Here is an 11,642-nt window from a genome sequence, read left to right on the forward strand (position 1 = left end):
CGGTGGCGGGCCGGGCTCAGGGCGCGCTGTCGTCCCCGGTCGCCATCGCCCGGCCGGTGCGGTGCCGGCGCAGCATCCAGACCCCGATCAGGGCCGAGCCCAGGAACAGGATGCCGGCCAGGACGAGCTGCGTGGTCCGCTCCACCGCCACGCCGGAGCCGGCCAGGGCGAAGACCGCCGTCTGCGGCAGGTAGCCCAGCAGGCTGCCGGCCAGGAAGGCCGGGGCCGGGATGGCGGAGAGTCCGGCCAGCAGGTTCACCGCCAGGTTGTTGCCGATGGGCAGCAGGCGCAGCGCCAGGGTGGCGCCGAAGGGGCTGGCGGTCAGGCTGTCATGCAGCGGCCGCAGTCGCCGCCCGAAGCGCCCGGCCAGCCGCCGCTCCGCCCAGCCCCCGCCGACCAGCCGCGCCCAGCCATAGGCCGCGGCGCAGCCCAGCATCTGCGCCAGCAGCCCGAGCAGCCCGCCCAGCCAGGCCCCGAAGGCATAGCCGCCCAGGAATGCCACGGCCTGACGCGGCACGCCGACCGCGCAGGCGATGCCGCCGATGGCCAGGAAGACCGCCTCCCCCCAGAGCGTCTGCTGCAGGCCGAAGCGGCGCACCCAGGCCTCGGCCTGGTCACCGCCCGGCGCCGCGCCCAGTTCGCGCAGCAGCCAGCCGGCCAGGCCCAGCCCCGCCGCCATCAGCAGCAGCCGGGCGAGCGCGGCGAAGGGATTGCGGCGTTGCGGCGGCCCGCCGCTCACCCGGGGTCCCCGGGCAGCACCCCGGGCAGCACCCCGGGCAGCACATGGGGGCGCTTCCAGCGGCGCTGCAGCCACATCACGCCGAAGATGTCGACCACGCCGACCACCAGCCGGTCGAGCGTGCCGTAGTTCGACTGGCCGCGCATGCGGGGGCGATGGTTCACCGGCCGGCTGACCACCCGCCCGCCCTGGCGCAGCACCAGCGCGGGCAGGAAGCGGTGCATGTGGTCGAAGGCCGGCAGGCTCAGGAACAGCGCGCGCGGGAAGAGCTTCAGGCCGCAGCCGGTATCCGGCGTGGCATCGCCCAGCAGGCGCGCCCGGATGCCGTTGGCCCAGCGGCTGGACAGGCGCTTCACCTGGTTGTCCTGCCGCTTCGTGCGCCAGCCGGCCACCATCAGCGGCGGCGCCTCCGGGCGGCTCTCGGCCCTGGCGAAGTCCCAGAGCGCCGGGATATCGGCCGGGTCGTTCTGCCCGTCACCGTCCAGGGTGGCGATCCAGGCGCCGCGCGCGGCGCGCACACCGGTGACGATGGCGGCGGACTGGCCGCAGGAGGCGGCGTGGCGCAGCACCCGCAGGGCCGGCACCTCCCGCGCCACTGCGCGCAGCGTCTCGGCCGTGGCGTCGGTCGAGCCGTCATCGACATAGACGATCTCGTGCGGCACGGCGGCCAGGGCGGCGCCGATCTCGGCCACCAGCGGGGCGATGTTGGGCGCCTCGTTGCGCACCGGCACGACGACGGAGATGGCGGGCTCGGTCAGGGCATCGGGCGGCGCGCCGGGGCTTTCGGCATCGGCGGGGCGCGGGTCTTCCGGCATGGCCGGGCGGGGTAGCAGGCGGCGCGCGGTGCGACAAGCGCCCGCCATGACGGGAGGCTGCTGATGCGGCGTGGCCACGTCGCGCCCGCGAAAGCGAAAAGCAGCGGCGTGGCGTCCTCCGCCGCCGCGACGGCTGTGCTAGGAAGGGCGACCATGCCTTTCGACACCCCCCGCCCCGTCCCCGACAGCCGCGCCGACCACCGCGCCATCGCCTGGTGGCTGCTCGGCATCGCCGGCCTGATCTGGGTGATGGTCGCGCTCGGCGGCGCCACGCGGCTCACCGGCTCCGGCCTCTCCATCATGGAATGGGCGCCGCTGCGCGGCACCCTGCCGCCGATGAGCCAGGCCGAGTGGCAGCGGCTCTACGATCTCTACCGCGGCATCCCGCAATACGAGCTGATCAACCAGGGCTTCGGCATCGAGGGCTTCAAGCGGATCTTCTGGCTGGAATGGCTGCACCGGCTCTGGGGCCGGCTGATCGGACTGGCCTTCCTGCTGCCGCTGGCCTGGTTCTGGCTGCGGGGCCGCATTCCCGCCGGGCTGAAGCCGCGGCTGGTGCTGCTCTTCCTGCTCGGCGGGCTGCAGGGGGTGGTCGGCTGGTTCATGGTCGCCTCCGGCTTCTTCGAGGACAGCACCACCGTCTCCCCCTACCGGCTGGTGCTGCATCTCGGCCTCGCCCTGGTGCTCTACGGCATGGTGCTCTGGACCGCGCTCGGCCTGCTGCGGCCGGAGCGCGACGGCCCGGCGCATCCGGCCGGGCTGCGGCGGCTGGTGCATCTGACGGCGGGGCTGGTGGTGCTGGCCATGCTGGCCGGCGGTTTCGTCGCCGGGCTGCGCGCCGGGCTGACCTACAACACCTTCCCGCTGATGGACGGACAATGGCTGCCGGATGGCTATGCCATGCTCTCGCCCGCCTGGCGCAACCTCACCGAGAACATCGCCGCCGTGCAATGGAACCACCGCCTGCTGGCGACCCTGGCCGGCCTGGCCGCCCTGGCGGCCGCGGCCTGGGGCCATCATGCCCTGCGGCCGGGCTTTGCCCGCGGCGCGCTGCTCGCCCTGGGCGGGGCGGTGCTGCTGCAATACGCGCTGGGCGTGGCGACCCTGCTGATGGTGGTGCCGGTCTGGCTCGGCACCTTGCACCAGGCCATGGCGGTGGGCGTGCTGACCGCGAGCCTGGTGGCGCTGCACGCGCTGCGGCCCGCCGCGCGGCCAGGCCGGTCGTGACCGGCGCGGCGCCCACCGGACTGGAGGAGCCGGAGGCGCTGCCGCCCGCCATGCTGGTCTATGACGGGGCATGGCAGGTCCGATTCGCCAGCCCGGAGATCAACCTGCTGTTCGGCCAGCCCGCCGGGGCGTCGCTGGTGGGGCGCAGCCTGGAGGAGATGACGCGCTGGGCCGCCTATGCCGGCATCTGCGGTCCGGGCGACCCCGAGGCGCAGCACCAGGCCCTGATGGCCCTCGATCGCAGCCGCCCCGGGCGCCGGACGTTCCGCGCCACCGACGGACGCTGGATCGAGATCAACTACGCACCGCTGCCCGAGGGCGGCTGCGTGACCATGTTCGTGGACGCGACGCCGCACCGGCTGGGCGAGGCGCGGGCCCTGGGGCGCCTCCGGCTGGCGGAGACCGCCCTGCTCGGCTGCCCCTTCGGCATCGGCCTGTTCGACCAGGACGGCCGGCTGCGCCTCGCCAGCCCCTCCTGCGAGCCGCTCCTCGGCCTGCCCCCGGGCAGCCTGCGGCCCGGCCTCGGCCAGGATGCGATCGCCGGCCTGATCGCGCGCCACCGGGTCCTGCCCGCGGACGAGGCCGCCCGGCTGGAGCGGAGCCTGAGGCTCGACGGCGGCCGCCGGCAGGACAGCATCTTCCGCTGGCAGGACGGGCAGGCGGTCCGCCTCATCAGCCAGCCGCTGCCGGATGGCGGCACCATGAGCGTGATCGACGACATCACGCCGATGCAGCAGGTCGAGGACGAGGCCAGGCGCCGGGCCGCGCTGCTGAACGGCGTGCTGGCGGCGCTGCCGCACGGCGTCTGCGTCTATGGCCCCGACCAGCGGCTGCGCCATGTCAACGCCGCCTACCAGGCCATCATGCGCGGCGCCGAGGTCACGGTCGGCGAGCATCTGTCCGAGATCATCGCCCGCCGCGCCGCGCTCGGCACCTTCCTCGACGACGCGACGCCCGAGGAGGTGTTCCGGCGCCAGACGCATTTCGGCCCGCCCCGCACCCGGCCGCGGCGCGACGGGACGGTGATCAGCGCCATCAGCGCCCCGCTGCCCGATGGCGGGCATATCTCCGTCATCAGCGACGTCACGGCGTTGCATCGCGCCCAGACCGACGCCCGGCACCGGGCCGATCTGCTGCAGGTCATGCTCGACAGCATGCCGCACGGTGTCTGCCTGTTCGACAAGGATGCCCGGCTGACCGCCGCCAACCGGCTGGCCGCGCCGATGATCGGCCTGCCGCCCGAGGCGCTGCAGCCCGGCACGCCCCTGCAGGAGCTGAAGCGGCGCCAGCTCGACAGCGGCGAGTTCACCGCCGACGCGCAGTTCCACCACCGCGCCAGCCAGGCGCCCGATGAGATGCAGATCCGGCTGGGCCGCTATCAGCGCACCCGTCCCGATGGCCGGGTGATCGAGGTGAGCAGCGACCCGACCGCCGAAGGCGGCTTCATCCGGACCTACCGCGATGTCACCGAGGAGCACCGCGCCCGGGCCGAGATCGAGCGCGCCCGCATCGCCGCCGAGGAGGCCGATGCCGCTAAGAGCCGCTTCCTGGCCACCATGAGCCACGAGCTCCGCACCCCGCTGCACGCCGTGATCGGCTTCTCCGAGGCGCTGCAGGCCGATCCGAACGGGGCCAATGTCGAGGAGTTCGCCGGCACCATCCTGGAGGCAGGGCGGCACCTCCTCTCGCTGATCGACGAGATCCTGGAGGTCGCGCAGGTCGGCACCGGCCCGCTGCCGGCGCAGATCCGGCCGCTGCACCTGCCGACCGTGCTCGGCAACATGGTGCGGCTGATGGGCACCGCCGCCGAGGAAGCCAGGGTGGCGCTGATCCTCGATCCCCTGCCGGAGCTGCCCCGCGCCCTGGCGGAAGAGCGGCGCTTGCGCCAGGTGCTGCTCAACCTCATCTCCAATGCCTTGAAGTTCACGCCGCAGGGTGGCGAGGTGCATGTCTCCGCCGAGGCGCTGGAAGAGGGGGTCGTCGAGTTGCGCGTCTCCGACAGCGGCATCGGCATCGACCCGGAACAGGTGGAGCGCGCCTTCGAGCCCTTCGTCCAGCTGGAGCCCACGCATTCGCGCCGCTATGCCGGATCGGGGCTTGGCCTCTACCTGGCCCGCGCCCTCTCCCGGGCCATGGGCGCGGAGCTGCGGCTGGACAGCGCCCCCGGCCGGGGAACCGTGGCGCGGCTGCGGCTTCCCGCCCATCAGCATCAGGAGCAGACGGCATGACCGCCCTCGCGACCACCGACCGGCTGTTCTTCCGCGACCTCGACCGCGCCGCGGCCGAGCGCATCCTCTCCGGCGCCCTGTCCGGCACCGAGGATGGCGAGCTGTTCCTCGAATACGTGGAGAGCGAGGCGGTCAGCCTGGATGACGGACGCATCCGCTCGGCGAGCTTCGACGCGACGCGCGGCTTCGGGCTGCGCGCCGTGCAGGGCGAGGCGGCCGGTTACGCGCATGGCGGCGAGATCTCGGAGGCGGCGCTGAAGCGGGCGGCGGCCACGGTGCGCGCCGTGGCCCAGGGCCGGTCCGGCACCCTCGCCGCCGCGCCACGCGCCACCAATGCGCGGCTCTACGACGGCGCCAACCCGCTCTCGGCCCTCGACTTTCCCGCCAAGACCGCGCTGCTGGCCGAGATCGACGCCTATGCCCGCGCCCGCGACAGCCGCGTGACCCAGGTCATGGCCAGCCTCACCGGGGAATGGCAGGCGGTGCAGATCCTGCGCGCCGATGGCAACCGGGTGGCCGACCTGCGGCCGCTGGTGCGGCTCAGTGTCTCCGTCGTGGTCGAGGCCGGGGGGCGGCGCGAGACCGGCAGCCACGGCATGGGCGGGCGCTTCGCCTATGAGCGCGTCATCGCCCCCGCCGCCTGGCGCGGCGCGGTGGACGAGGCCCTGCGCCAGGCGGTGCTGAACCTGGAGAGCATCCCCGCCCCGGCCGGCGAGATGGAGGTGGTGCTCGGCCCCGGCTGGCCCGGCATCCTGCTGCACGAGGCGATCGGCCACGGGCTGGAGGGCGACTTCAACCGCAAGCGGACCTCCGCCTTCGCCGGCCTGCTCGGCAGCCGCATCGCGGCGCCCGGCGTGACGGTGGTGGATGACGGCACCCTGCCCGACCGGCGCGGCTCGATCACGGTGGATGACGAGGGCACGCCCTCCGGCCGCACCGTGCTGATCGAGGACGGCATCCTGGTGGGCTTCCTGCAGGACCGGCAGAACGCCCGGCTGATGGGCGCCGCCGCCACCGGCAACGGCCGTCGCCAGAGCCACGCCCATGCGCCGATGCCGCGCATGACCAACACGGTGATGGCGGGCGGCGACAGGGAGCCGGCCGAGATCCTGGCCAGCGTGAAGCGCGGGATCTACGGCGTGAACTTCAGCGGCGGGCAGGTCGACATCACCAGCGGCAAGTTCGTCTTCGGCATGTCCGAGGCCTATCTGGTCGAGAACGGCCGGATCGGCGCCCCGGTGAAGGGCGCCATGCTGATCGGCAACGGGCCGGAGGCGCTGACCCGCGTCAGCATGATCGGCAACGACATGGCGCTCGATCCCGGCATCGGTACCTGCGGCAAGCAGGGCCAGGGCGTGCCGGTCGGCGTCGGCCAGCCCACCCTGAAGATGACGGGGCTCACCATCGGCGGCACCGCCGTCTGAGCCCCGCCGCCTGAGCCCCGCTTGGCCTCAGCGGTCGCTGGCGCCCTGGAAGTTCTTGTTCTGCTGCGAGATGCTGCCCACCTTCCGCGGATCGACGCCGGTGGTGACGGCCTCGCTCTCGACCTTGCGCATGCCGTGATGGGCGGTGCGCCCGGCGTTGGGATGATGCCGGGCCCGGTTCGCCCGCTTCATCTCGAGGGCCCGACGGGCGATCTCTCCCTGCTCCGGCCGGCGCGCATCGGCATCGTGCCGCGCGATCTCCTTGTTCACCCGCCGCAGGGCGGAGGCGAAGATCTGCTTCTTGACCGTCAGGCCGGTCTCGTCCCGCGCCGGCGTGGCGCCGCGCGGCTCGGCCTTGCCGCGCCTCTCGCGCTGGCGGCCCCGGGCGACGTCGCGGGCCTTGTCGCGGAACTCCCGCAGCCGCCGGGCGATGTCGATCAGCTCCGGCTTCCGGACACCGGAGATGTCGGGGTAGTGGCTGCGCTGCACGGTCTCATATTCGTGGGTGGTCAGAACACGGCGTTCGGTCGCGATGGGGATGCTCATGCGGCGCTCCTTCTCCTCTCCGTCCATCCGGCGATCCCTCGCCGGTCAGGATGGATGACAACGCCGTCATCTTCCGCCCGTTGCACACTCCTGCCGGGAGGTTTCCGGGGCACTTGCGGGCAGTCGTACTGTTGACAGTCGCCAGATGACGGAATGACCATGGCCGTCACGGATCATGACTGGCCGAGGGCAACGCAACCCGGCCGGCGCCGGGGAGGAAGACCACATCATGCTGCAGCGCCGGACCCTGCTTGGCACCGCGCTCGCCCTGCCGGCCCTGGCCGGCGCGGGCGCGCGCGCGCAGACGCGCTATCCGGACCACCCGGTCCGCATCGTCGTCGGTTTCGCGGCGGGCGGCGCGACCGACATCACCACGCGCCTGCTGGCGCCCCGGCTGCAGGCGGCGCTCGGCGGCAGCGAGCCGGTGGTGGTCGAGAACCGGCCGGGCGGCAGCGGCAATGTCGCTACCCAGACCGTGGTCAACGCCGCGCCCGATGGCCATACCCTGCTGATGGGCACCATCTCCGCCCTGGCGATCAACCCCAGCCTGTTCGACGACCTCGCCTTCAACCCGCAGACCGACCTGACGCCGATCGGCCTCTTCGCGGATGTGCTGAACATCCTCGTCGTCCCCGCCGACCGGCCGTGGCGCGACCTGGGCGCCCTCATCGCCGCGGCGCGCGAGAATCCGGGGAAGCTGAACTACGCCTCCTCCGGCATCGGCGGCGCGGGGCATCTCGGCGGCGCCCTGCTCGACCATCTCGCCGGCATCGAGACGGTGCACGTGCCCTATCGCGGCGGCGGCCCCGCCATGAGCGACCTGATCAGCGGCAAGGTGGACTATTCCTTCGCCACCGCGCCCACCGCCCTGCCGCAGGTGCAGGCGGGCCGGCTGCGCGCCCTGGGCGTGCCGACCGCGCGGCGCAGCCGCCTGATGCCCGAGCTGCCCGCCGTCTCGGAGACGGTGCCAGGCTTCGAGGTGGCCAACTGGTATGCCCTGCTCGGGCCCAGGGGGCTGCCGCAACCGATCGTGGCACGGCTTTCCGCCGCGCTGCGGGACTGCCTGGCGCAGCCGCAGCTGGTGACGGATCTGGCGCATCATGGCGCCGAGGCGCGGCCTTCCGAGCCCGCCGCCCTGGCGGCCTTCCTCAAGGCGGAGACCGAGAAGTGGCGGCCCCTGCTGAAGGCGTCCAACACCAGGCCGGAATGAGCGGCGAGACAGGGAGAGCCACGGGACCATGGATCTGCAACTGACAGGATGCGAGGCGCTGGTCATCGGCGGTTCCTCAGGCATCGGGCTCGCCACCGCGGCCCTGCTGCTGCGGGAGGGCGCGCGCGTGACCATCGCGGCGCGCGACACTGGCCGGCTCGAGGCCGCCGCCGGCCGCCTCGCGGCCGAGACCGGCACCCGGCCGGAGACCGTCCCCTGCGACCAGTCCGATCCGGCGCAGCTCGCCGCGCTCGCCGCGCGGTACGAGGGGCGGGGATTGCAGGCCCTGGTCTGCGCCGCCGGAGGCAGCCACCGCTCCGCCTTCGAGGCGCTGACCGACGCGCAATGGCTGGCGAACTACGAGTTCAACATCCTGGGCCCGGTGCGCGCCGTGCGGGCCATGCTGCCGGCGCTGCGCCGCGCCGCGGGCGCCCGCGTGGTGCTGCTCGGCGCCGTCTCGGCCCGGCAGCCCACGGCGCATCAGGTGGTCTCCAACACCCACAAGGCGGGGCTGCTCGCGCTGTCCAAGACGCTGTCGCTGGAGCTGGCCCCGGACGGGATCGGGGTGAACACCGTCTCGCCCGGCCGCGCCCTGACGCCGCTCTGGCAGGGCCGCGCCGCCGCCATGGCGCGGGACGAGGGCCTGACGGAGGAGGCGGTGCTGGCCCGCGTCGCCGCCGACATTCCCATGGGCCGCCTCGCCACGCCGGAGGAGGTGGCCGCCATGGTCGCCTTCCTGGCCGCGCCGGTCTCGGCCTATGTCACCGGGCAGGCGGTCGCGGTGGATGGCGGCCTGCAGCGCGGCGTCTGAGCCGCGCGGCCGGGGCGCCCCCTCAGCCCCGCTGCCGCGCCCGGGCGCGGCGGGAGAGCAGGTTCAGCCCTTCCACCGCCACCGAGAAGGCCATGGCGGCATAGATGTAGCCCTTCGGCACATGCGCCCCGAAGCCCTCGGCGATCAGCGTCATGCCGATCATCATCAGGAAGGCGAGGGCCAGCATCACCACGGTCGGGTTGGCCTCGATGAAGCGGGCCAGGGGATTGGCCGCCAGCAGCATGACGGTGACGGCCGCCAGCACGGCGATGACCATGATGGGCACATGCCCGGTCATGCCCACCGCGGTGATGATGCTGTCGATCGAGAAGACCAGGTCCAGCACCAGGATCTGCGCGATGGCGGCGCCGAAGGTCAGTTGCGCCTTGCCGGAGAACATGTCCCCCTCCGGCGGCGGATCGACGTTGTGGTGGATCTCCTTGGTGGCCTTCCAGACCAGGAACAGGCCGCCGGCGAGCAGGATCAGGTCGCGCCAGGAGAAGCCCTGGCCCAGCACCTCGAAGACCGGCGCGGTCAGCCGCACGATGATGGCGACGGTGCCGAGCAGCGCCAGGCGGAGCACCAGCGCGAGGCCGATGCCGATATAGCGCGCCCGCTCCCTTTGCCCCTCCGGCAGCTTGTTGGTGATGATCGAGATGAAGATCAGGTTGTCGATGCCGAGCACGACCTCCATGGCCACGAGCGCGGCGAGCGCCACCCAGGCGGCGGGATCGGACGCCAGAACGAGGAGCTGGTCCATCACGGGAGAGGTTCTCCGAGGGGAAAGGCGGGTGCGAAGACGCGCACGGCCTTCGGCCGCAGGCGGAAGCGAGCGGGGGTCTTGGCCGTCAGCTCGCCATCGGTGTTGACCTGCATCGGCCGGCGGGTGCGGACCTCGCAGGCCGTGGTCGGGAAGGCCCGCACGTCGCGCCACTGCCCATGCGTGCCGCGCCGCAGGAAGGGCAGCAGCGCCAGGAGCCGCCACCAGTGGTCCAGCTCCAGGCTGTAGACGTCGAGCTTGCCGTCGTCGGGGCGGGCGTTGCTGGCCACCGTCATGCCGCCGCCATAGTGGCGGCCGTTGCCGACGGAGACCTGGATGGTCTTCACCTTCTCCGTCACCCCGTCATGGGTGATCCAGGCGGTGAAGGGGCGGGTGCGGCGCAGCAGGCGGAAGGCGGCCAGTGCATAGCCGAGCTTGCCCCAGCGCTTCTTCTCCTCCCGCCCCAGCCCGCGCGCCAGATGCGCGCTGAAGCCGATGCTGGCGACATTGAAGAACAGGTGCCCGTTCACCTCGCCGAGATCGATCGGCCGCAGCAATCCGGCGGCGATGACCTGCGCGGCCGCCACGGGGTCCGGCTCGATGCCCAGGCTGCGCGCCAGGTCATTGGCGGTGCCGAGCGGCAGGATGCCGAAGGGCAGGCCGGTCTCGACCAGGGCGGGAGCGGCGCCATTCAGCGTGCCGTCGCCACCGCCCAGGATGACGGCGGTGAAAGCCTCCGCGGCGTGTCGGCGGATGACGTCGGCGGGCGTCTCGCCCTCCCGGCAGGTGGCCTCCTGCAGCCCCCAGCCCGCTGCGGTGAGCACCGCCAGCGCCTCGTCCAGCGCGGCGCCGCCGTTGCGGGCCTGCCGGTTGACGATCAGCAGGGCCCGGCGACGCGGATCACGCATGGCGCTGCCCGGCACGGAGCCACGCGATGATGTCAGTCCCCCTCATGCTTCCCCGGCTCTACCTTGGCACTCTCTACCCTGCACTGGGCGGCAAACGCGTGGCGGAGGGGCGGGATGCGCGGAGCAACCGAATCTTCCCGCCCGCGTCTTGGCCCTCAGTAGAGAGGAGAGTGGGGATGGCGCCTGCCTTCGGAAGGGCCGGGAGGCCCGGCGGGATGGAGCGTCCCGCCGGGCCCGCGAGATTCGGCTGGGGACAGTTCGCCACCCTGGCGGCGCTGCTGGTCTGCGCCGGCGGGATGCTCGCCTTCGCCGGCCTGATGGACAGCGCCCTCGACGGCGATACGCGCGACTTCGACGAGGGCCTCCTGCTCGCCCTGCGCCGGCCGGGCGATCCGGCCGACCCGATCGGGCCCTTCTGGCTCGAGGTCATGATGCGCGACTTCACCGCGCTGGGCAGCCACGCGGTGCTGCTGCTGATCGGGCTGGTAGCGCTGGGCTACATCCTGATGCTGCGGAAGTGGTTCTCCGCGCTGCTGCTGGTGCTCTCCTTCGGCGGCGGCATGGCGCTGAACAGCCTGCTCAAGCTCGGCTTCGACCGCCCCCGCCCCGAGTTGGTGGCACACCTGGTGGAGGTGCACACGGCGAGTTTCCCGAGCGGTCACGCCATGCTGTCCGCCACCTGCTATCTGACACTCGGTACCCTTCTCGCCGGCGTGACTGAGGCAGGGCGGCTGAAAGCCTATATCCTCGGCATCGCCATCCTGCTGGCGCTGCTGGTCGGCGCCAGCAGGATCTATCTCGGCGTCCACTGGCCGACCGACGTGCTGGCCGGCTGGTGCCTCGGCGCCGCCTGGTCCATGGCCTGCTGGCTGGTGCTGCGCGGCTGGCTGGCCTGGAGGAGACGCTAGGGCGGGCCCGGCCCGCTCACTTTCTCGTGCAACGAACAACATGTATATAAGTTAATCTTTTGGCGG

General features: G+C 72.9%; 11 protein-coding genes. 6 read left to right on the top strand and 5 right to left on the bottom strand.

All coding sequences use genetic code 11. From position 1 onward, the window contains the following. Positions 1-16: 16 nt before the first annotated feature. Positions 17-739: a TVP38/TMEM64 family protein gene (locus ACF3NH_RS04840; protein ID WP_370592058.1), complete on the bottom strand. Its 723-nt coding sequence runs from the start codon at positions 737-739 to the stop codon at positions 17-19. Further along, complete coding sequence (locus ACF3NH_RS04845; protein WP_232477318.1) at positions 736-1,602, bottom strand: glycosyltransferase family 2 protein; 867 nt, start codon at positions 1,600-1,602, stop codon at positions 736-738. Before ACF3NH_RS04845 ends, ACF3NH_RS04840 begins: the two co-directional genes overlap by 4 nt. Positions 1,603-1,707: 105 nt before the next feature. Between ACF3NH_RS04845 and ACF3NH_RS04850 the strand changes: the two genes are divergently transcribed. The 3 genes from ACF3NH_RS04850 to tldD are packed head-to-tail and all read left to right on the top strand — an operon-like array spanning position 1,708 to position 6,433. Then, on the top strand, positions 1,708-2,781 hold the full coding sequence (locus tag ACF3NH_RS04850) for a COX15/CtaA family protein (RefSeq protein WP_422922047.1): 1,074 nt from the start codon (positions 1,708-1,710) through the stop codon (positions 2,779-2,781). Further along, the gene (locus ACF3NH_RS04855) at positions 2,778-5,009 is read left to right on the top strand and encodes a sensor histidine kinase (RefSeq protein WP_198367560.1); all 2,232 of its coding nucleotides are present in this window, start codon (positions 2,778-2,780) and stop codon (positions 5,007-5,009) included. Before ACF3NH_RS04850 ends, ACF3NH_RS04855 begins: the two co-directional genes overlap by 4 nt. Continuing rightward, the gene (gene tldD, locus ACF3NH_RS04860) at positions 5,006-6,433 is read left to right on the top strand and encodes a metalloprotease TldD (RefSeq protein WP_198367561.1); all 1,428 of its coding nucleotides are present in this window, start codon (positions 5,006-5,008) and stop codon (positions 6,431-6,433) included. The genes ACF3NH_RS04855 and tldD overlap by 4 nt, the downstream gene beginning before the upstream one ends. A 27-nt stretch (positions 6,434-6,460) precedes the next feature. On the opposite strand, the gene ACF3NH_RS04865 is transcribed toward tldD, so the two are convergent. Continuing rightward, entirely contained in the window at positions 6,461-6,979 is a 519-nt protein-coding gene (locus ACF3NH_RS04865; RefSeq protein ID WP_422922048.1) for a hypothetical protein, read from the bottom strand. Between the two features lie 229 nt (positions 6,980-7,208). On the opposite strand from ACF3NH_RS04865, the gene ACF3NH_RS04870 reads away from it, so the two are divergent. Together ACF3NH_RS04870 and ACF3NH_RS04875 are read left to right on the top strand one after the other, a co-directional pair. After that, on the top strand, positions 7,209-8,189 hold the full coding sequence (locus ACF3NH_RS04870; protein WP_422922049.1) for a Bug family tripartite tricarboxylate transporter substrate binding protein: 981 nt from the start codon (positions 7,209-7,211) through the stop codon (positions 8,187-8,189). A gap of 28 nt (positions 8,190-8,217) precedes the next feature. Then, positions 8,218-9,000, top strand: a complete 783-nt coding sequence (locus tag ACF3NH_RS04875) for an SDR family oxidoreductase (RefSeq protein ID WP_422922050.1) — start codon at positions 8,218-8,220, stop codon at positions 8,998-9,000. Between the two features lie 22 nt (positions 9,001-9,022). Here ACF3NH_RS04875 and ACF3NH_RS04880 read toward each other — a convergent pair whose 3' ends face one another. Further along, the gene (locus ACF3NH_RS04880; RefSeq protein WP_198367565.1) at positions 9,023-9,760 is read right to left on the bottom strand and encodes a TerC family protein; all 738 of its coding nucleotides are present in this window, start codon (positions 9,758-9,760) and stop codon (positions 9,023-9,025) included. Then, a complete protein-coding gene (locus ACF3NH_RS04885) occupies positions 9,760-10,668 on the bottom strand; it encodes a lipid kinase (protein WP_198367566.1) in 909 nt (302 codons plus the stop codon). Before ACF3NH_RS04885 ends, ACF3NH_RS04880 begins: the two co-directional genes overlap by 1 nt. Before the next feature lie 215 nt (positions 10,669-10,883). Here ACF3NH_RS04885 and ACF3NH_RS04890 point away from each other — a divergent pair, with 215 nt between their 5' ends. Continuing rightward, positions 10,884-11,576, top strand: coding sequence for a phosphatase PAP2 family protein (locus tag ACF3NH_RS04890; protein ID WP_198367567.1), 693 nt, complete (start codon positions 10,884-10,886; stop codon positions 11,574-11,576). The last annotated feature ends 66 nt before the right edge of the window (positions 11,577-11,642 follow it).

It is taken from the genome of Pseudoroseomonas sp. WGS1072 (assembly GCF_049340465.1).
In the GTDB taxonomy this organism is placed as follows: Bacteria; Pseudomonadota; Alphaproteobacteria; order Acetobacterales; family Acetobacteraceae; genus Pseudoroseomonas.

What these genes read in the sequence shown, in the direction of transcription:
- ACF3NH_RS04850 (WP_422922047.1), top strand. Translation starts at nt 1,708, where the DNA reads ATGCCTTTCGACACCCCCCGCCCCGTCCCCGACAGCCGCGCCGACCAC.
- ACF3NH_RS04890 (WP_198367567.1), top strand. Translation starts at nt 10,884, where the DNA reads ATGGAGCGTCCCGCCGGGCCCGCGAGATTCGGCTGGGGACAGTTCGCC.
- ACF3NH_RS04875 (WP_422922050.1), top strand. Translation starts at nt 8,218, where the DNA reads ATGGATCTGCAACTGACAGGATGCGAGGCGCTGGTCATCGGCGGTTCC.
- ACF3NH_RS04845 (WP_232477318.1), bottom strand. Translation starts at nt 1,602, where the DNA reads ATGGCGGGCGCTTGTCGCACCGCGCGCCGCCTGCTACCCCGCCCGGCC.
- ACF3NH_RS04865 (WP_422922048.1), bottom strand. Translation starts at nt 6,979, where the DNA reads ATGAGCATCCCCATCGCGACCGAACGCCGTGTTCTGACCACCCACGAA.
- ACF3NH_RS04880 (WP_198367565.1), bottom strand. Translation starts at nt 9,760, where the DNA reads ATGGACCAGCTCCTCGTTCTGGCGTCCGATCCCGCCGCCTGGGTGGCG.
- ACF3NH_RS04870 (WP_422922049.1), top strand. Translation starts at nt 7,209, where the DNA reads ATGCTGCAGCGCCGGACCCTGCTTGGCACCGCGCTCGCCCTGCCGGCC.
- ACF3NH_RS04885 (WP_198367566.1), bottom strand. Translation starts at nt 10,668, where the DNA reads ATGCGTGATCCGCGTCGCCGGGCCCTGCTGATCGTCAACCGGCAGGCC.
- tldD (WP_198367561.1), top strand. Translation starts at nt 5,006, where the DNA reads ATGACCGCCCTCGCGACCACCGACCGGCTGTTCTTCCGCGACCTCGAC.